The 20,315-nt window shown below is 63.1% G+C and carries 17 protein-coding genes; 8 read left to right on the top strand and 9 right to left on the bottom strand.

Features of this window, described 5'->3' with window-relative positions; translation table 11 throughout:
• The gene (locus AB0C30_RS14825) at nt 1-759 is read right to left on the bottom strand and encodes a VWA domain-containing protein (RefSeq protein ID WP_357943461.1); all 759 of its coding nucleotides are present in this window, start codon (nt 757-759) and stop codon (nt 1-3) included.
• Nucleotides 760-822: 63 nt separating this feature from the next.
• Between AB0C30_RS14825 and AB0C30_RS14830 the strand changes: the two genes are divergently transcribed.
• Nucleotides 823-1,227, top strand: a complete 405-nt coding sequence (locus AB0C30_RS14830; protein WP_357943463.1) for a hypothetical protein — start codon at nt 823-825, stop codon at nt 1,225-1,227.
• A 90-nt stretch (nt 1,228-1,317) separates the two neighbouring features.
• Here AB0C30_RS14830 and AB0C30_RS14835 read toward each other — a convergent pair whose 3' ends face one another.
• Both AB0C30_RS14835 and AB0C30_RS14840 read right to left on the bottom strand, forming a co-directional pair.
• A complete protein-coding gene (locus AB0C30_RS14835) occupies nt 1,318-1,515 on the bottom strand; it encodes a DUF397 domain-containing protein (RefSeq protein ID WP_357943465.1) in 198 nt (65 codons plus the stop codon).
• Nucleotides 1,512-2,327 carry a helix-turn-helix transcriptional regulator gene (locus AB0C30_RS14840; protein ID WP_357943467.1) on the bottom strand — a complete coding sequence of 272 codons (816 nt, stop codon included), beginning with the start codon at nt 2,325-2,327 and terminating at the stop codon, nt 1,512-1,514. The genes AB0C30_RS14835 and AB0C30_RS14840 overlap by 4 nt, the downstream gene beginning before the upstream one ends.
• Before the next feature lie 391 nt (nt 2,328-2,718).
• Between AB0C30_RS14840 and AB0C30_RS14845 the strand changes: the two genes are divergently transcribed.
• Nucleotides 2,719-3,210, top strand: coding sequence for an ATP-binding protein (locus AB0C30_RS14845; protein ID WP_357943469.1), 492 nt, complete (start codon nt 2,719-2,721; stop codon nt 3,208-3,210).
• A 432-nt stretch (nt 3,211-3,642) separates the two neighbouring features.
• On the opposite strand, the gene AB0C30_RS14850 is transcribed toward AB0C30_RS14845, so the two are convergent.
• From AB0C30_RS14850 to AB0C30_RS14865, 4 genes are all read right to left on the bottom strand, one after another.
• Nucleotides 3,643-4,551 (bottom strand): LLM class flavin-dependent oxidoreductase, encoded by a 909-nt coding sequence (locus tag AB0C30_RS14850; protein ID WP_357943471.1) that lies wholly within the window; start codon nt 4,549-4,551, stop codon nt 3,643-3,645.
• Between the two features lie 151 nt (nt 4,552-4,702).
• Nucleotides 4,703-5,959: an HNH endonuclease gene (locus AB0C30_RS14855; protein WP_357943473.1), complete on the bottom strand. Its 1,257-nt coding sequence runs from the start codon at nt 5,957-5,959 to the stop codon at nt 4,703-4,705.
• A gap of 189 nt (nt 5,960-6,148) precedes the next feature.
• Nucleotides 6,149-6,595: a nitroreductase family deazaflavin-dependent oxidoreductase gene (locus AB0C30_RS14860; protein WP_357943475.1), complete on the bottom strand. Its 447-nt coding sequence runs from the start codon at nt 6,593-6,595 to the stop codon at nt 6,149-6,151.
• 63 nt (nt 6,596-6,658) lie between these two features.
• Nucleotides 6,659-6,958, bottom strand: coding sequence for a S4 domain-containing protein (locus tag AB0C30_RS14865; RefSeq protein ID WP_357943477.1), 300 nt, complete (start codon nt 6,956-6,958; stop codon nt 6,659-6,661).
• Nucleotides 6,959-7,267: 309 nt separating this feature from the next.
• Between AB0C30_RS14865 and AB0C30_RS14870 the strand changes: the two genes are divergently transcribed.
• Nucleotides 7,268-7,936, top strand: coding sequence for an HIT family protein (locus tag AB0C30_RS14870; RefSeq protein WP_357943479.1), 669 nt, complete (start codon nt 7,268-7,270; stop codon nt 7,934-7,936).
• Here AB0C30_RS14870 and AB0C30_RS14875 read toward each other — a convergent pair.
• Nucleotides 7,933-8,661: a class I SAM-dependent methyltransferase gene (locus AB0C30_RS14875; protein ID WP_357943481.1), complete on the bottom strand. Its 729-nt coding sequence runs from the start codon at nt 8,659-8,661 to the stop codon at nt 7,933-7,935. The genes AB0C30_RS14870 and AB0C30_RS14875 overlap by 4 nt on opposite strands.
• A 143-nt stretch (nt 8,662-8,804) precedes the next feature.
• Here AB0C30_RS14875 and AB0C30_RS14880 point away from each other — a divergent pair, with 143 nt between their 5' ends.
• From AB0C30_RS14880 to AB0C30_RS14900, 5 genes are all read left to right on the top strand, one after another.
• Entirely contained in the window at nt 8,805-9,737 is a 933-nt protein-coding gene (locus tag AB0C30_RS14880; protein ID WP_357943483.1) for a hypothetical protein, read from the top strand.
• Nucleotides 9,734-11,176, top strand: a complete 1,443-nt coding sequence (locus tag AB0C30_RS14885) for a sulfotransferase (RefSeq protein ID WP_357943485.1) — start codon at nt 9,734-9,736, stop codon at nt 11,174-11,176. The genes AB0C30_RS14880 and AB0C30_RS14885 overlap by 4 nt, the downstream gene beginning before the upstream one ends.
• Before the next feature lie 58 nt (nt 11,177-11,234).
• A complete protein-coding gene (locus tag AB0C30_RS14890; RefSeq protein ID WP_357943487.1) occupies nt 11,235-12,461 on the top strand; it encodes a hypothetical protein in 1,227 nt (408 codons plus the stop codon).
• 178 nt (nt 12,462-12,639) lie between these two features.
• Nucleotides 12,640-19,431, top strand: coding sequence for a DNRLRE domain-containing protein (locus AB0C30_RS14895; RefSeq protein ID WP_357943489.1), 6,792 nt, complete (start codon nt 12,640-12,642; stop codon nt 19,429-19,431).
• 111 nt (nt 19,432-19,542) lie between these two features.
• Nucleotides 19,543-19,998 (top strand): hypothetical protein, encoded by a 456-nt coding sequence (locus tag AB0C30_RS14900; protein ID WP_357943491.1) that lies wholly within the window; start codon nt 19,543-19,545, stop codon nt 19,996-19,998.
• Between the two features lie 179 nt (nt 19,999-20,177).
• Here AB0C30_RS14900 and AB0C30_RS14905 read toward each other — a convergent pair whose 3' ends face one another.
• Nucleotides 20,178-20,312 carry a hypothetical protein gene (locus AB0C30_RS14905; RefSeq protein ID WP_357943493.1) on the bottom strand — a complete coding sequence of 45 codons (135 nt, stop codon included), beginning with the start codon at nt 20,310-20,312 and terminating at the stop codon, nt 20,178-20,180.
• Nucleotides 20,313-20,315 lie beyond the last annotated feature (3 nt).

Raw genomic sequence — 20,315 nt, forward strand, 5'->3', positions numbered from 1 at the left:
TCATTCGACGACCACGTCGGCGGCGCGACCGGTGAGCGGCGGCGGCTGGAAATCGGCCTGTCCGCTGACAGCCTGCTGACTGATGCTCATCGTCAGCCAACTGAAGAACTCAACGATCCGGTGCGCATTCTCAGCCCTGATGACACCCTCCGCCCCGTCCTTAGCGAAGCGCTCGAGCACATGCATGGCCTGCTCGTCGATATCGTTGCCGATAGCTACAGAGAATCTTGTCGCCCGGCCGGCTCGTGGCGACAGGAGCAGCCGCTGCAGCGGCTCTTCCCACTCGTCAGTCGGGATGCCGTCGGACGCGAGGACTACGACCGGCTTACCGGATCGGCTCGGGACCTGGGCGCGGTCTTCGAGCACATCATGCGCGAGAGTCAGGGCGTGGCCGAGTGGCGTCCTCCCCTCTGCGGGCATATCGCGCCATTCATAGCCAGCCACCGGGGCCAATGGATGGTGCAGCCGCGCCTCGAAGCCACCGAAAGTGACGACGCCCACCGTGATCTCGTAGTCGGTCTCCACAAGTTCCTTGAAGGAACGGAGCATTTCACTGATACTGCGATTGAGCGTTTCGATCTTTGATTCATGTATCATGCTCCCGCTTACGTCCGCGAGAATGAGAACCGGGAGCTGGCGTGGTGTTGCGACTACGAAGTCCTTCAACGGCATATGGGTTCCAAGCCTGCAGTCGAGATCCGTTTCCCGGTGTTGACGCTGATAAATGCGTCGGTCTCGGGTCTTTGCGTGCTGCGGCATGTTTATATCAGATGGCATAGGGTGATGCATGGCGTAAGCCGTAAACTATCTCATATTACGATTATGTCCTGGTTTGGCGTGCAAAGTCCGCTTAACCTCTTGGGCGATCTCATCGCGAGCCCGTGCCAGCTGGCCATCCGGCCCTCTGGACGTCGTGGCCAGCCCGACCCGGCCGTTCAAGCTCGCGCCCTTCAGTTTCGCGCCGCTCAGGTTTGCTCCGGTCGGGCTGGCGCTGATCAGCTGAGCATCGCTCGGATCGGCAACATCAAGCAGGAGCAGGCCATCAAACCGCCGTGCACCAAGGACGTCAACTGCTACGGGACCCAGCCGCGCCTGTACCTGTGGGTGCAGAACCCCAGCACCGAGGGCGCGGTGGAGCGCCGCGGCAAGATCGACGGCCAGGTGGTGCGGGAACCGAAGAGCAGCGGCCCGTACGGCGTGTGCCAGGTGATGGCCGATAAGCCCTGACCCACTTGGTAGCAACCGGCGGACAGAGCCCCGCTACGCCGATGCCGCCTCCATGTAACAAGCAGTGAACCCGCGAGGGTCTCCTAAAGATCAGATGTCGAACTCGCCGTGAGCCGCTCCGTGCAGGAACGCCGTCCACTCATCGCGCGTGAAGATCAAGGCGGGTCCAGCTGGGTTCTTGCTGTCGCGCACGGCTACGACGTTCGGGAGATTGGTAGCTACCTCGACACACTGGCCGGTATCGCCGCTGGCGGTTGCCTTGCGCCACTCCGCTTGCTCTAGGTTCATTTCGACCATTTTCTTATCGCATCCCCTATTGCTCGTTGTGACACTGTTTGCGAGTTAGCGTCTGCTCTGATGGTGTCATATCTCACCTTGAGTGTCGCTACCGCGTCGTGATCTCCGGTGACGTGGCCGGACAGGATCGAGTCTGCCGACACTACCTCGGTTCCATCGCGGAGACGTGCCAGGGCGAAAGCGCTCACCATGCCAACCACACAGCCTGCCGCGGTCGGTACCAATTGGATGGTTATCCGCGGGTGCTGCGTCAGTTCGTGCAGGAAACGGAGCTGGTTCAGGAGGACTGCCGGCCCTCCGATGGGGCGGTCGAGCACACTCTCGTCGACCAGGGCCAAGAACGTCGGAGGCGTCGGCCCCTCGAAGATCTGCATGCGTCGCGTTCGGGCTTGGACCCGCTCCTCCGCCCGCTCGGGAGGGAACGTCGTGGAGAAGATCGCTCGGGCGTACTCCGGAGTCTGGAGCAGCCCTGGAACCAGGAGCGGGTCCCACGACTGAAGGATGACCGCCTGCGGTTCTATCTCCTCCACCCAGCGGGCAAACCAGCCGAGGGCGGGTGAATGGGTGATTTGCCGATATAGCTTTTCGAAATGGCCGTCAAGCGCGAAAGCCTGATCGGCCGCCTCGGCGAACTCCAGTGTCGGCGTCCGGCGCCCTCTTTCGACATGGCTGATGAGGGAGGTGTGGCACCGCATCCGGGCGCTTAGTGATATTTGAGAAAGTTTCCTCTTCTTCCGGTAGTGCTCCAGGTCGGAGGCGAAGCGTGCCCGCGGTGACATCTGATCGATGTTTTCGGTGTTCACGCTGCCCTCCGTCGTCGTGTCCTACCTGAAATATCCCTGGCCGCAGTCGTTGAGCGACAGATGTGTGACAGATAATACAGGCTTTGTGTCTTCTTTTGTCGTCCAGTTTCGCGAGGTGGGGGCACTTGTGATCGCCGATATTGCTCATGCTTGGGTTCCACGCAGCGACGAAAGACAGTGCTTTCGTCGCGTGCGGTAAATGGATCTCCAGAGCCTTGTGGAGGTGGTCAGCGAGGTGGACGCACATTGCTCAGCTCGTGGAGAGGTTGCTCGGCTCGTACATCCGGAGCTTGATCTGCAGGCGGAAGGCGGTGCGGGGCATGGACGGGACATGCGGGCATCCCTGGCCTCAGCAGGTGCAGATTCACGGGGCTGTCTTCAAGGTCGCGATATGAACGGTACAGCGAAGAAGGGCGCTAATCGACACAACTGCATTGATCTACCAGCTTTTCCGGTATCTGTGTCGATTGTGCGCAGGTATGTCGCACAGGTGCTGGAGGGGTGGGGTTGCGAGGAGTTGATCGACGGCGCCCGGCTCATCAGCAGCGAGCTCGTGACCAACGGCATAAAAGCGGTCGAGGCGCACGAAAGTGCTCGTGAAGCAGAAATCGAGACGTTCGGGATGCTCGCCGGGTGCGATCGACATGTGTGGATCGGCCTCTACCGGACAGTCCATGACGTGGTCATAGAGGTGTGGGATCCCAGTCATAAGCCGCCGAGAATCGGCCATCCCAGCGCATCGGAGGTTGGCGGACGAGGGCTACAGGTGGTCGACAAGATAGCCACAGAGTGGGGTTATCGATGGCCGAGCACCGGCGGGAAGATTGTCTGGGCCTTGCTCAAGATCACGCAGGAACCTGGAGCGCTGGATGAGGCGCGTTGAGGCCATGACGGACGCGAAGCGAGCGGCTGACGTCCTGGCCTCACCCACATGCCTGGTGACGACGGCATGGCCCTGCCCTGGATTCGCTCCGCACCCACCCCACCGGACAGACGGCCCGAAGACTCTCCTGGAGTGGACCACGGACAATCCGTCCCGCTGTCGGATCCTCGAATACACCTGCTCGTGCACCACGATCGTTTACGAGCTCCTGGCCTGCGGCGGCAACTATCGAATCCGCCGCACGAAGCAGGCACCGTCTCCTCGTGAGTCATACGCTGGCCCGTGGCGCCGCCAGATGGCCGAACGTATGTGGGCGTTGATCCTCTCGGGCGAGGCCAGCTTATGTTCGCATCACACCTCGGCTGTCCCGTGACATCGAACCCTGAGGTGTGACAGTAAGGCGTGAGTGGTCAGCACGCTGTCTGCGGCGCATCACCTGCGCAGCAGATCCTGCACCTCCGCCAGCAGGTCGACCTGCGCCCGCCAGTTGCCCCCCGATATCCCGATAACCGCGTGACTCGCCCCGGCCTCGCGATAGGCGTTCAGTTTCTCGGCGGCCTCCTTGGGTTGGCCGGTGAGCGGGATTTCCATGACGTCGTCGAGCGTGCGGCCATATGCGCCGCTGATGTTGGCCGCGAGGCGCTCTCGGGATGGAACACCCGGCCCGGTGCCCAGAGCGGCAGTGCCGCCAATCGCGATGACCGGAACGGCCCGCCCGTATCTCGCGGCCAGCTCCGCCAACCGCTCCCTGCCCTCAGCGACCTCCTGAGACGAGATCAGGGAGGGAAACCACCCGTCGCCCAGCCGTGCGGCCCGCCGGATGGCCACCTCTGACGCGTTGCCGACCCACACGGGCGGCATGTCGACGGCAGGTGCCAGCGTGACCGTCGGCTGTCCCGGCTCGTCCTGCAGGTGAACCTCCTCTCCCGCCAGCAGCTTGGGGAGCAGTTCCAGCGCGGTGTCCGTACGGCTGCCGCGCTTCCCGTACATCATCCCGGCAGCCGCCCACTGCCCCGGTCCACCTCCCGAACCAATGCCCAATACCAACCTGTTGCCGGACACGTACTGCAGGGTCGCAATCTGTTTGGCCGCCCAGGCCACGGGCCGGATCGCCGGAATGAACACGCTGGTGCCGATCTTGATCGCCGAGGTGGCCGCAGCGGCGGTGGCCAGGGCGGTCGGTGCGTCCAGCGTCGGCCCGCCGATGGCCAAATGATCGCCGTGCCAGACTCCGTCCAGCCCCGCGTCCTCCGCGTGGCGAGCAGCCTCCCGCAGGTCAACGCCCTGCTCGCGCTGCACGGTAACCCCGGGCAGGATGACGCCGATCTCAAAGCTCTTCATGAACTCGACTATGCAACCTCACGTTAGATTGAGGTCAATTCCATGGGTCCACGAATCGGCTCAAACTTCGATGACACACAATCAACGTTCGCTGTCGCAGGAGGATCATGGCTGAGAGATCCGACCACTTCGATCGCCGGCTGAGCACGTGTCAGTACAAATTGCGGTGGTACGTCAGATACTGCGGATCGATGTCGTGACCGGGAACAGTGCGTAAGAGGCCCCTCGACTCGCCGGTGAGCCGGTTGATCACCGTGAGGTCGTCCTTGACGATGATTGCGCCCTGGTCGAAGAGCACATGGTCATTGGGGCAGAGGCAGAGGAGATTGCCGATCACGTCGTGGCCGTCGTGCGGGCTGCCGAGCGGGCGGATATGCGCTCCCTCGGCGTACGGACCGTTAGGGAGCAGCAGCCGGACCCCGCACATCTGGCAGGTGTGATCGTGCAGGGTCTTGATCAGCCGTGAGAGTGCGCTGTCCCGGACGATCCGCTTGACCGTGGTCGGGCGGCGTTCCGGTGTACGGACATCGTCCTGCGGCGGGAGCGGCTCATTGCCGAGGTCACTCAAACCGACGCGCATGAGCAGCGCGTTCTGATCCACATCCGAGAAGTACGTGCTCAAGAGGTACGCGCTCGCCTGAGACCGTACCGCCTGGTCCTCCGTCACCAGGTCGTACACCCACTCGCGCAGACCGGAGACCGGCTGGTTTCGGCTCATCCACGCTAGGGGTGGGCTGCCGCTGGGGCGAGGCGGCTCCGGGTGGTCGGGCAGCGTCCATAACCCGAAGTGCGTGAGCTTCAAGACCGGGTATTCAGGAGTGGGGCGGTCGCCCGGCAGGCCGAACTCTCTGATGAGTGCGCTGATCTCGGCCCGTGTGACATTCCAAGGAACAAGGCGTTCCGCTCGGTGTGCGGCGCGGCCGAGGGCCCACAGCAAGGTGAGCGGCTGGTGCCGTTTGGGGCGGCCGTTCGAGACGGCGGTGTCGAGATTTCTGAGCATTTCGAGGAATGCCACGGCAGGCGACGCGTCTTCGCGCGAAGCGATGAGGAACCCAAGATGGCCAAGGACCCTGCCGACCGTTGCGGCCCCTCCGGAGAACTCCGAAGCGCGAAGCGGATGCCCGTCGACACCGCGGTGTGCCACGCCGGCGATGGCCTTGGAGTCGTAGCGGCGGCCGTTGCGGATGATGAAGTAGTCGCGTGCTTCTCGGTAGCCGTACCGCTGCAGGAAGACGTCGCGACCCAGTTGGTCGTACTCCTCGATAGCCGCCAGGACCATCTCGCGATCGAGATCGGATAAAGCCATTGGATCACGATATGTCTGGGGACCGGTAGCCGCGTGGATGCTGGGCTTCCCTCGGGCCCTCGAGTACGGGCTGGACTGGCGTGCCACCGGACGCAGCGTCAATTAGCCGGTCCAGGCTTGTACCCGGTTAATCAAAGGGCATCGAACAGAGCGATCACTAACGTGGCGCCGCCCGTGAGGGGCCGCCGCAAGAGGCACGCAGGAGTCCCGCCGCGAGGGCGAGCGCGGCGGGACTCACAGCTGCTGGTGGACGCGGTGGCAGGCGCCCAGTGGGGCAGGCTTTCCCGGCGGTCAGACTTCGACCGGCTCCAGCACGAACACCGGGATCTCCCGATCCGTCTTCTTCTGGTAGTCGGCATACGGCGGATACGCCGCCACCGCACGCTCCCACCACTCGGCCTTCTCCGTGCCAGTCACTTCACGGGCCCTCATGTCCTGCTTGACCGGGCCGTCCTGAAGCTCCACACGGGGCTCGGCCTTGAGGTTGAAGTACCAGACGGGGTGCTTGGGAGCGCCGCCCTGCGAGGCGACCACGGCGTATCGACCTTCATGTTCCACACGCATCAGTGGCGTCTTGCGGATCTTGCCGGTCTCGGCGCCCAGGTTGGTCAGCACAACGACGGGCAATCCCGTGTCCATCAAGGTCGTGCCCTTGGTACCGCCGGAGCTCTCGTACAGCTCCACTTGCTCACGCACCCACTGCGCGGTGCTGGGTTCGTACTCACCTTCAAGAGGCATGTCATCCGTCCCTAAATCGGCCGACTCGCGTGCGAAGGGTTCAACGCCCGCACCGTGCGGGTTTCATCCATGCCTGGTCTCGGTCGCTTGCGGTGACGGCGCCGGCAGCCTTCCGGGGTGGGCCGCAGTGGCGCCGACGCGCTCGGTGATGATCCGGGAGACGGCCACTATGCGTTCGTGGCCCTCGTGCCGCAGTCGGACCTCGTCACCGCCCCGGACGGCGTGCGAGGGTCTGACGCGTACTCCGTTGACCCGGACGTGTCGACCCCGGCAGGCGTCGGACGCGATCGAACGAGTGATGCGCGCCCTGCCCCTCCAGGCAGGCCGCGGATCACACACGCCCAGCTCACGGTCTTTCAACATGAGAACGCTTCGGCCTTGCCCGTGCGGACGACGTGAATGCTTACCCGAAGTGCTGTGGCCCCTTATTAATCCTTGTGGACGGCCTGATAGCGGCCTTGGCCGGCATCAGGCCATCGCCGTCCGACGGCGTTGCCATCATGTGCGCCGTCGCAATTCAGCTGCCGGGGAAGTGATAAATATAGCCCCCGAGCCATCTCAAGGTGGCAATCCGAGTACTATTCCTGAGATCGCATCGCCCCGTATCAGAGTAACTATCGACAAGTGAAGATCGAAGTCGGACGACCGATATTCTATTTAGGGTGGTGTCACATGGTCATCTATAACAGGACTCTCGATTGCCCTTTCTGCGTCCTGTCGGCGGAGGGGCGTTCGCCCGTTTGGGAGCATTTCTTTCACGCCGAAAATGGCGATGAGGTCATCTTCCGAAGCGCATCGTTCTCAGTCGTTCTCGACACCGCGCCGCTCGCGGAAGGGCACCTGCTCATCATCACCGATCGCCATATGCCCTCACTTGCGGGCCTCTCGAAAGCCGAACGCGACGAACTCCAAGCGGTCAAACGTGACGCTGAATCGAAACTCAGGGGCGTGTACGGTCCGATCACCTACTTCGAGCATGGCGCGGAGAGTTTCGCGCGGCATGCGGGAGCGTGCATCGACCACGCCCACCTGCACTTGGTCCCGGGGGACGTCGACATCTTCCCACTCGTCGCTCACGACTACCCGAATGTCGAGTCGTTCACTTCATATGAGGACGCGCTCGAAAGCCTGGCCGGCCGTGCCTACCTCATGTTCGGCCGGGATGCGGGTCCTGCTTATGGAGTGCACGCCCCCGCCTGCGTCACGCAATACCTCCGACGTTTGGTCTCCCAAGTGGCCGGGTCCAAGGCTGTATGGAACTGGCGTGATTCCGTTCGTTGGGCCGATGCCCTCTCGGTCCGGGACCAATTGCTCAATGCCAGGAAAAAACTACGTTCTTAGCCTTGCGAGCGGCGTGCGAAGCCTTGCACGACGCTGGCGCGATGATTGTAGATGAGCTCGTCGCGTAGCATAAGGCTGTCAATCGTGAAGCTCTCCTCGGCAAGGACGCGCCGGGTGTATTCTTCACTGAAGAAATGCCTGACCTGGCCTTCGCTCCGGAAAAGGTCAGGGCCGAGCTCATCGCCTTCGCCGTAGAGCGGGTCGTCGGTAGACCTGCAGGTGAACAGAATTCTTCCGGTCGGGCGTAGCACACGATGTATCTCGCGGAAGATGTCCCGGGTGACCGTGTCAGAGAAATAATGCAAGGAAAGTCGTGCGTAGACCGCGTCAAAAGCGCTGTCCGGAAAAGCCAGGGGCGCTCGCAGGTCTTGGACGAAAAAGCTGACTCCGGACGCTCCCTGAAAGCGTATGTTCTCCTCGATGGCGAACTCTGAGAAGTCTGTCGCGGTGACCGTGTGCCCCTGTTCCTGCAGGAAGATGGCATCTTTCCCGCTGCCACACCCCAGTTCGAGAATCCGGTGGCCGCGGCCAAGGCTGTCGGCGAGGAGGCGGGCGAGCGGAGCCGGGCTCATTCGTTCATCGTTGTTCCAGTATTTACGGTGGTGCCCATTCCACAGTTGCAACTGATCGACATCGCCGACCGATGAGACTGGTGCCCCATTCGAGGCGATGATGTCGTCGATGCCCCGAATGCCTGCCGCTTGGTCCTTGATCAGGTAGGCCATAGCTGACCATATCAAGGCAAGCCAAGTCCAAGCGAGGCTGGGTGTTGATTTTCTGTTCCGCTTTACACATACCGGTCGGTTGCTACACTCAAGGCTGAATGTGCCGCAGGCTGGTCGTGAGGCGTGAAGGCTGAGGGCGACGCATGTCTAGCGAACCAACGGCGATGTGGAGTCCCGTTGAGCATGAGTGGCTGTTTCGCGTGCCAGGCCGCCGCAATCTGGAGCCGCAGGCCGATATCCGCCCCCATGCCGACTTAAATGCCAAATGTCCATTCTGCCCCAGCGGGGAAGACATGGCAATGGCGAGCGGTGCCCGCCTGGTGCCGAGCAAGCATCCCATGATTGCCCTGGAAGAGCCGCATTCCCCTGAGCCGGAGCAGTTGCATTGGGTGCTCGTGTACGGCAACTCCCATTCCCAGAGGCTGGGCGATCTCCCGGCCGAGGTCACCCGGGAGTTCCTGGAGCTGATCTCCATCAAGACCTCGCGGCTTTTTGACCGTTCTTCGGTGAAGGCGGTCTTCGCTTTCGAGTCCGTGGGGGACCACTTCGGTCCGACGGTCGCTCATCCGCACGGTCAGCTCATCGGACTCCCCTTCGTTCCGAGGCGCCTGACTCTCGCGCCGGCCGCTGATTCGTGTGCCGTGTGCGACTCCGTCATTAGGCGAGACCTGACGGTGATGATCAGGAACCATGCACTCGTTCAAGTGCCTCCATGGTCGCGGCTGCCCTTCGAGATGATCATTATGCCGAGGGTGCACCGGCCGGATCTTGCGTCGCTGTCTGTCGAGGAGATCACGTCGATGGCCGACTGCCTGCACACCGGCCTGCAACTGTGTCGGTTGACCCACGATGGCGAGATGCCGCCTTATCTGATCAACGTGATGCAGGCCCCCAAGGGCGACACCTCACACCACCTGCGGGTGGAGCTCGTCCCGCTGCACAAGGACGAGAGAACGCTCAAGCGGCCGGGTGGCATGGAGTTGGGCCTGGGAATCTACCTCAACCCGCTGCTTCCGGAGGTCGCTGCCGGGATTCTCCGCGAGGTCTTGCCGGACGTACGGAGGTGCTCGATATGAGGCGCGTCCAGATCGTCGGGACCCAGCGCTCCGGATCCAACCTGCTTCGCCTGCTGTTGGGGTCACTCCCGGGCGTCTTCGCGCCGCCTTCGGCGCACAAGCTGAGGGACTTCCAAAGCCTGACCAGCCGGTACGGCTCGTTGCACGTGCCCTCGAACCAGGGACGCCTGGCAGAGGACATGGGCCGGCTTGTCGATATGAATGCTCTCGCGTGGCCACGTATACCGGATCGGAGGCGGGCGGTTTTAGCAGAGATGGGCGGATCTACGCTGGCTCACGCAGTTTTAGCCTTTTACGATGCGCACGCCCGATACTTCGGCAAGCAGGTGTGGGTCAGCAAGTGTCTGGAGAATGTCCACTTCATTGATCAGCTCATCGACTCCGGCCTGCCCATTCTTTATCTGCACCTCGTAAGAGATCCACGCGACGTGGCCGCCTCGTTTTCCCGGGCCCCGATAGGTCCGAAGGAGCCAAAAGCGATCGCTTTGCGCTGGTTGGAGGACCAGGAAGCGGCTATGGCAGCACGCGAGATGGTCGGCGAAGACCGTTGGCTTACCTTGCGTTACGAAGATCTGGTCACGGATCCGGAGGCTGCTCTGGCGCCGCTGTGCGATCGCACAGAATTGAGGTGGTCGGCTTCCGCTCTCGAGTTTCACCGTCGAGAAGAGGCTCGATCGGCTGCGTCGATATCCGAGCTGTGGAACAATCTCGACCGACCGATTCGGCGCGATCGCGTGGCCGCGTACAAGAGATCGGCGAATATCGAGCTGGTGACGGCTGTCGAGGGCATCACGTGTGATCTGATGTCCGCATTTGACTATGCCGCTGAATATATATCTGTGCCGACCGGAATCAGTGCCGGCGAGAACGAGGACATTCTGAATCGTGATCGTGAGATGCGTGCAGAATTGGCGGCCGCCCGCGATCCGGAGGCAGAGGCCGTGCACCTCAGGAGAGTGAGTTTCCTGGAGGACCTCAAGGCCACGAGGCCACCCATGGGTTTTGCGGAGGATCTTATGTATGTGCAGTTCGCACAGAAAGCCGTGATCGAGTGGCAGGGAAGACTGCTTCTGATCAGGAAGGGTCAGGATGACCCGCACCAGCCAGGGAGATGGGAGTTGCCGGGCGGACGCATGAAGCCTGATGAATCGCCGGATGACGCGCTTGTTCGCGAGGTACGCGAGGAGGTGGGGTTGGATGTGTCGCCTGGGCGTCCGCTGGCTCTGTGGTCATGGCGGCTGGGCAACGAACAGGACGCCCCGACGGTCATCGCCGTGGCCCGGCTCTGTGAGACGAGTACTGGGGATGTGGACATGAGCCGGAACGACGAGGATGATTTCATCGAGAAGTACGGCTGGTTCGAGAGAGACGAGGTCCTCGATCTAGATCTCATTCCAAGCGCCAGAGGCCCCATCGAGACGGTTCTCGCAAACCTCTAGCAATTCTGTTCAAACGGATGAGGCGCCTACGGGCGTGTGTGAATCAAGGACGAGTTAGTTGCTGACGCGCCAGATCCTGAGGGACGCTCAGTTAGAGATCGAGCGGCGGATCGAGTTGCGTCTACAAGTCGAGGCCGGGCGGCTGCCGGACTGCGCCCTGGCTTCGGGGCAGTATCTCGACCATCCTCGCTACGAACAGCGCGGGCTCTACGGCACTGCGGCCACGATCCACATTCTCGCCCGTCGGGCCACAACGGATCCCGCCGTCAAGGAGCAGGTGGCGAGGTTGATCTATTACGTCGTCAACCGCAGCCAGGTGGAAAGGGCCTCGGTAAGCTCTGCCGTGTACCGGGACCTCGTTGCACGCAGAATCCGGCTGCAGAAGTCGGACATTTTTCGGATGGCCGATATCGGGTTCGCCCTCTCCTACGTGAGCCCCGCCATCGCGCTGAAGTCCGAGGCGTTGACGCTGGTGCAGGGGGCTTTCGAGGGCGCGCGGGCCAACCCGGCGGGATATGCGGTTGGTAGCGAAGGCGGAGAGCCGGATCCGCTGGCCACGGCGCATGTCGTGCGCTGTCTGGCGGCGAATAATCTGCCCATCAGGCCGGAGGACTGGCGCTATCTTCGCGAGTACCTGAGCAGCGGTGACAACGACTTCGTTCGCTGCTTCGTGCTTCTCGTGCTCACTGCCTATGACCCCCAGATGGAGCGGAGGCAGCTGCAGGTCTCCTGGAAGGATCTCTTCTCGGCGCTTTCAGCCGCGTTCGGCGGCCAGTCGGAGGCGAACCATGAGTACACCCGGTACGGCGCGCAGGACTATGTCCGGATACCCTGGCAGATCTACCTGGTCCAATCGTGCGCCAAGCTGTTCCCTCTGACGAGATTCAACGGGTTCACGATCCAGCGGAAGATGCTGGATGTGGTCCAGCAGATCTGCGCTCCGACCGGGTTCAGGTACGAAGCCTCAGGTAGCTATCTCTCCACTCGCACGTATGCGTGCGTTTGGCAGGCGATGGAGGAGATTTTAGCCTTCAACTTCAGGCAGCCTATTCCACGCGTCGTCGTCCGCACGGTGACCGGGGCTACGCGTCTGCTGTCCAGTCGGCTCGTCGGGGTACTCACGTATCTGCTGCTCGTCACCGTTGCGGCCGGATCGCTGGTCGAGTGGCTCAACAGCCCTCACCGCTTCATCGGTGACCTGGCGCCCAATCTGCTGGCAGAGGTCATGCTCATCATCGCTGCGAGGCTCGAGCTCCAGGTGAGGCGGGCGAAGTATCGTCGCTGAGCCGTCGAGCGGGGCTCGCAGTCGGCCTAGCCTGTGTGCCCAGGTCAGCGGGAAACCCGGGCCACACTCTTCGGTGGCGGTCTCAGTCAGCCACTGGGCGTGGGGATGCTGATCGGACAGCTGTCGCCCGAGATGGCAGATGGGCCCTGCTCGGGAAGGCGCGGTTTCGCCGCAAAAGGTGAGCCGGACACTCGTTTCATCTATTGCCGATCCCACGCCGGGCGACGAGTCCGATGATCTGGCCGGTTACGAGCTGCATCGCACGTGTCCGTCGGGTTGCCAGACCGGCGGTGGGTTCACCGCCGGCTACGACACGCTGATCACCACGCTCCCGCTGGATGTCACCTCGTACGTGGACACGGCCAGCGGCGGCGAGCCGGACGCGGTGGCCGACCCCTCCTACATTCACCAGGCGACGTACTGGGTCGAGGCGGTGCTGAAGAACGGTCAGCGCTCCCCGTCGCAGGAGATGACGGTGACCCTGCCCCGGCCGGGTCAGATCGCCAAGACCCTGTACGGGACGGTGGACACCACGCTCGCCTCCGGCGAGCCGTCGACCGGCCACGACCAGGTGGGCGGGCAGAAGCGGCTGCAGGTCGGCAACACCGCCACCACGCTCGGCAACACCCGCGCGGTGGTCACCTTCGGCGATTTCGCCGCCGAGATCCCGGCCGATGCCCAGATCAGCGAGTCGACGCTGTCGCTGTGGGGAGCCACCTCCACCGGGACGGGCGCGAGCTTCACCGCGCACAAGCTCACGGCCGGCTTCGACGAAGCAGCGACGTGGAACAGCCCATGGAGCAGCGCGGGCGGGGACTTCGACGCGGCCGCGCTCGGGTCGGTGACAGGCGTGACGACGACACCCGGCTGGCGCGCCTGGACGGTCACCGACGCGGCCAAGGCGTGGGTCGCCGATCCGGCCACCAACAAGGGGCTGCTGGTCAAGGTCGCCAATGAGGCGGGCACCGCCAAGCAGTCGGCCTCGTTCCTGGCCTCGGAGACCGATGAGCCGGTGCTGCGCCCGCGCCTGCGGGTGACGTACACGGAGAAGAGCACAGGCGCGTCCGCCTTCTACGTGCCTGGCACCCCCGAGCGGCTGGACTCCGGCGCCACCCGGCAGATCACGGTGGTGGTCACCAACACCACCACCGAGACCTGGCCCGCCACCTCGACCGCGGTGAGCTACCACTGGAAACTGCCCGACGGCACCGACATCTCCACCCCGGACAACCAGCTCAAGACGCCGCTGCCGAACCAGCTCGCGCCCGGCGAGAGCGTGGCCGTCGAGGCGAACGTCAAAGCACCGACGGTGAGCGGCGGCGGCACCAACCTGGCCGAGGGCCTGCAACTGGTGTGGGACGTCCAGGACACGCTCACCAACAACTGGAAGTCGGCCTCGCATCAGTTGCCGCAGCTGCCGCAGCAGATCCGCATCGACTCGCCGACGTCCGACCTGCTCGGGTTGGAGAAGTTCTACCAGTTCACCGGCAAGAACACCGGCGCCGGCGCGACCGCGCTGGTCAACCCGTACGCCGGAAACGTGGTGTGGAACTACAACGCCTTATCCAACCCCTCCCGTGGTTCGCAGACGTTCGTCCGCATGACGTACAACAGCCTCGACACGAGCAGCGCATCGCTCGGCTACGGCTGGTCGCTGCAGACCTCCACGCTGGGCAAACTCGGTTCGTCGCTGCAGTTCCACCCGCCTGGCCAGGAGTGGGCCGACCAGGTCCGGCTGACCGACGGCGACGGCACCACACACGTGTGGACGCTGGACACCCACGGCCTGGACCGGCGCGACTGCGACTACACCACCTGCGACTACACCCATCCCCGCGGCGTACACCTGTACCTGCAGCGCGTCGACCCGAACTCCTTCCCGCAGGAGCAGCGGGAGCTGGCCGAGCAGCGGCGCTGGGTGTTCACCAAGCCGGACCGCACCCAGTTCTTCTTCGACGAAGAGGGCTTCCAATCGGCGATCGTCGACAAGAACGGCAACACCATGTCGTTCACCTACGAACGGCGCCGTTCCAACAACAAGCCGACCAAGTTCCTGCAGCACATCACCGACGCGGCCGGCCGTAAGACGCTCGCCCTGACCTACTACCAGAAGGGCCAGGACTACACCTACGTCAACGACGCGGGCCAAGACGTCGACGACACCAAGCTGACCAACCCGCACATCATCGACAACGTCGAGTCGATCACCGACATCGCCGGCCGCAAGGTGACCTTCACCTACACCGACAAGGGCCTGATGGCCAAGATGGTCGACGGTGCGGGTGACGACGGCGCGAAGACGTTCCGGTTCACCTACGACGCCACCCAGGGCACCAAGAACGTCAAGCTCGTCAACGTCAAGGATCCGCGCGGCAACACCACCTCGCTGAAGTACTACGAGGCGCCGGTCGACCCGAAGGACAAGTGGAAGGTCGAGACCCTCACCGACCGGCTCGACGGCGTCACCAAGTTCGACTACGTCGACCCGGACGGGCCACAGGGCGGCATGATCCACGCCACCGTCACCGACCCGCTGCAGCACGCCACCAAGTACGTGCTCGACGCCTACGGTCGCACCGAATCGATCACCAACGCCAAGAACGAGACCACGGCGCTGGAGTGGGATCCCGACCACAACGTCACTAAGCTGACCGAGGACAACGGCGCGTACGCGACCTGGAGCTTCGACCAGAAAACCGGCTACCCGCTGGAGCTGCGTGACGCCGAGGCCAACGTCAACGACACCAACCCGACCACCCTGGCCTACCAGTCGTTCCTGAACGGCTACGTCGCCGACCTGACCGAGAAGACCTCACCCGAGGGCCGAAAGTGGCAGTTCTGCTACGACGCCAACGGCAACCTCAAGACGGTCACCGACCCCCTCGGTGTCGAGTCCGCGACGGCCGGCGACTACACCACCTCGTATGAGTACGACCCGCTTGGACAGCTGACCAAGAGCACGGACGCCAACGGCAACCTCACCAGCTTCAGCGACTACCACCCCTCCGGCTACCCGGAGAAGATCACCGACGCGTACGACAAGGTCACCGCCACCACCTACGACGTGCGCGGCAACGTCCTGACGGTCACCGACGCGCTGGGCAAGCAGGCCACGCAGACGTACGACGTCTTCAAACGGCCGCTGGAGTCGAAGGTCCCCAAGGACCAGGACGACGCGAAGTTCATCACCGCCCCGGCGCCGATCTACGACCCCAACGACAACATCACCAAGACGACCGCTCCCAACGGCGCCGTCGCCACCGCGGTCTACGACAAGGCCGACCAACTCCTCGAATCCAACCTGCCGAAGGACACCCCGACCGGTGAGGAGCGCAAGGCGTCCTTCACCTGGGACCTGGCCGGCAACCTGAAGACCCAGACCGAGCCGAAGGGCAACCTCACCCCGGCTGACCCCGCCGACTACACCACCACCTACGTTTACGACCCGATCTACCAGCTGACCGACGTCCTGAACGCCGAACAGCACAAGATCACCTACAGCTACGACAACGTCGGCAACACCACCAAGGTGGTCGACCCGCGCAAGAACGCCACCGCCGACAGCGCCGACTACGCCGCGATCTACACCTATGACCTCAACCACCAGGTCAAACGCGTCAAGGACGCGGCGGGCTACGAAACGGCCGTCGACTACGACCTCGACGGGCTGGTGGTCGGTGCGACCGACCAAGAGGGCAACAAGTCCCTCACCGGCTACAACAAACGCGGCGACGTCATCGAAACGCGCGTCCCGCACTCCGAAACCGACGGCGTCATCAAGTACGTCACCACCCAGTTCACCTACGACCAGGTCGGCAACAAGACCAAGACCATCACCCCGCGCGGCGTGGAGCGCGGCGGCGACCTGGGCGACTTCGTCGCCGAGACCAAGTACGACAAGCTGAACCGGCCCGCCGAGGAGATCTACCCGTTCGACCGGCAGGACCCGGTCTACAACAAGCCCGACAGCGTCCTGTACGCCTACGACGCGGTCTCCCGGCTGAAGGAGATCTCCGCCCCACCCTCACACGGTCAGACCGTCCGCAACATCACCACGATGACCTACTGGGACAACGGCTGGTCCAAGACCACCAACGACCCGTGGGACATCAAGACCACCTACGACTACAACGACCTGGGCCTGCAGACCAACCGCACCGTCACGTCCGCGGGTGGCTCGTCACAGCGCGCCCTGGACTGGTCGTACTACCCCGACGGCAAGCTCAAGACCCACTCCGACGACGGCGTCCCGCTCGGCCTGGACGTCGTCATGGAGGACAACTCCGACACCGGCCAGGTCACCGCCACCGGCACCTGGACCCTCGGTACGGGCGGCACATCCGCTTCCAACATCGTCGGTCCGCAAGCCGCAGTCGAAGGCTTCGTCGGCTACGACTACGCCACCGCCCCCTCGGGCACCGGCCAGTCCTCCTTCACCTGGAACCTGACCACCCCGTCCGACGGCACCTACAAGGTGCAGGTCCAATATCCCTCCGGCGCGACGGCCACCAACGCCAAGTACACGGTCAAGCACCAGGGCAGCCAGGACACCGTCACGCTCGACCAGACCAAGGACAGCGGCACCTGGGTCGACCTGGGCACCTACACCTTCACCGCCGGCACCGTTCACTCGGTCACGTTGACCGATGACGCCAACGGCACCGTCGCCGCCGACGCCGTCAAACTGGTACGCGACAACACCGGCGACACCGACACCGAGAAAAAGGACTTCAGCTACACCTACGACCCCAACGCCAACCTCACCCTGCTCGAGGACAAGTCCCCGACCGCCAAAATCGACCGGTGGGAGATCGGCTACACCGGGCTCAACCAGATCGACCAGATCGCCGAGTCGTTCAAGGGCGCGGTCAAGAACACCACTAGCTACCGCTACAACGAAAACAGCGCGGTGGTGGAGCGCACCCACGACAAGACGCTGGCCACCTACGGCTACGACATCCGTGACCTGGTCGAGGAGGTCGTCAACAAGAAGTCGGCCACCGACACCGCGCCGAAGACCACTCGCTACACCTACACCCCCCGCGCCGAACGCCTGAAGGAAACCAAGGCCAACGGCAACACCGTCGACTACGACTACTTCCTGTCCGGCGTCTTGCGCCACTCCCTCGAAAAGAAGCCCAACGCCACCCTCGTCGCCGAACACACCCTCGGCTACCAGGGCAACCTGCAACGCGCCCGCGACACCGCCAAAATCCAGAACGCCGACAGCCCTGGCGCCTACCTCGAGAACGACTACACCTACACCTACGACCCCCGCGACCGCATCGCCAAAACCGTCAAAACCCCGACCGGCGGCGGCGCGGCCGAAACCGAAACCTACTCCCACGACCCCAACAGCAACGTCTGGGAAGAAGAGGTCCTCGGCAAGAAGACCACCTTCACCTACGACCGCAACCGCCTCCTGACCTCGATCACCGGCGGCCAGACGTCGACGTACACCTACGACCCGTACGGGCGACTGCGCACCATCCAAGGCGGCGGCAAGACCTGGGAGAAGTACACCTACGACGGCTTCGACCACGTCACCAAGCACGAAAAGCTCGGCACCGACGGCACCACCAACACCGTCACCACCTACACCTACGACCCGCTCGACCGCACCACCACCAAGACCGAGAAGGAAGGCACCGCCAACGCCAAAACCACCACCTACTCCTACCTCGGCCTCTCCGGCGAGGTCCTGGACGAAGAGGTGGCCGGCAAACTCACCAAGTCCTTCCAATACAGCCCGTGGGGCGAACGCCTCTCCCAGGTGAAGGTCGCCGACGACGGCCGCGAGGAATCCTCCTACTACGGCTACAACCCGCACACCGACGTCGAACAGATCACCAGCGAGACCGGCGACACCCGCGCCACCTACGGCTACACCGCCTACGGCAAGAACGACGACAAACTCTTCACCGGCATCGACAAGCCGGATCCGGTCGACCCCACGGCCAAGGAGGAGTACAACCCCTACCGCTTCAACAGCAAGCGCTGGGACAACTCCACCGGCATGTACGACATGGGGTTCCGTAACTACAACCCCGGCCTCAACCGCTTCCTCAACCTCGACAGCTACAACGGCGCCCTCGACGACCTCTCCCTCGGCACCGACCCCTGGACCAGCAACCGCTACGCCTTCACCGGCGGCAACCCCATCACCGGCGTTGAAGTCGACGGCCATGAACCACGCCCTGGCCACTGCCAAAGCACCTGCCCCACATCCCAGGCCGCGATAGACAAGGCGAATGCCGAAAACCGCTCCGGGCACGAAAGGATGCTTGCAAACTTTGCCAAGCGGGACATGCAGAAGTGGATGGCAGAAAACGGGTACGACCCCAACACCGGGAAGCACACGCGGAAGGGGTACGATCCTTTCACTCCCTTTGCGGTCACTCCTGACTACTACGCTGGCGATGAGCGCGGCGGGAAGCGTGCCCTCTGGGATTTGGCATGGTCGCTGACCGTCGATGACTACGTAGAGTGCTCTCGCGGTGATGTCGCTGCGTGCGCTTGGGCTGCTTCAAACTGGGTGACCCTCGGCTTGTCGAAGGTCTTGAAACCTCTCTTGAAAACAGGGAGAGGCGTCGACGCGTTCCTGCTCGCCGATGCCGGTGACGGTATGCAGTCGATCATGAAGCGTGGCGCAAAGGATCTCAAAGGAATCAGGCTGTCGCGCTCCTATGAAGGGCTGGACTACGCCCATGTCCGAAACAACCACTTCCCCAAGGGGAACGGCGTCACATTGAATAAGGACCTCTGGCCTGAGGATATGACCAATGGGCAACTCGATGCGATCGGGCGCCAAGCGCTGGCCAACAATCCGGAGGTCGTGGGATACGACTCCGTCACGGGAATGATTCAGGGCCGGGCTGTCGTGCAGGGAGTCCGCGTTCAGTTCCAAATTCCCAGAGGAGGGGGAGAGATGCGCTCCATTTACCCTCTCGGTCCTTGGCCTGCCAGGTAGTGTAGAGCGCGTAGCGAAACGCTGACGCGAGGTGTGTGCGTGAGGTTCTGATTCACGCACACACCTGGTATATTCGGCGTGACGTGTGAAAGTCCAGAGAAAGAGGCTTGCTTGTTCGAGCTGATCATGCCAGTCGAAGAACTCGAAGTACGCTCACGAAGCCCGCTTTTCGTCGCAGGGCAGATATGGGCGGTGATCGACGGAGTCGACTTTCCGGGCGCTCGCTGGACTGATTCACCGATCTCGGTACTCGGCTCTCTGGGGACCGCCATTCACGCTGTTCGTCGAGGCGAAGTCGGTGAAGTTTATTTCTTTGACGGGCCATATTATTTGAAGTTCATCCCAGAAAATCGCTTGGACTCCACGTCATTGAAAATCGGCGTGGTGGCCGTATGTGACCGGGATTCCGATGAAGGTGTCGCTCGGATTCGGGGGAAAGTGGCCTTGTCCGAAGTCATGCAGAAGTATCAGCTAACTATTTCTTTCTTGCGCGGATGGGCGGAGAGCCAAGGAGAGGCCGCTGTGCTCGACCTGTTGTCACATATGCCCTCTGTCACTCCGCATTGATTCATGGCCGGCGACCTTGGTCCCGGCGGACCAGAAGGACATGGGGCAAGGTATCCCTGCCGCCTCCGCTAAGTCCTCGACCCGGACGTTGTCGAGGCCGCGCTCCAGCGCGCGCTGGACCGCGGCCTTCGACGGAGCATCCCGGGTCTCCTGTCGCTTGGCCCGGTTATGCCCCCGGTCTACAAATACTCCGCAAGGATCACCGTCCACGAGGCGGCGGGCAACCGCGCCGTCAGCCGGTCACCGTCAGCCTGTACGGCCAGCGGCCCCGGAAGGGCCTCCACCCGGTGCGGGTCGTCCCCGGCGGCGATCACCGA

Origin of the sequence: Nonomuraea sp. NPDC048901 (assembly GCF_040649695.1) — a bacterium.
Lineage (GTDB): Bacteria > Actinomycetota > Actinomycetes > Streptosporangiales > Streptosporangiaceae > Nonomuraea.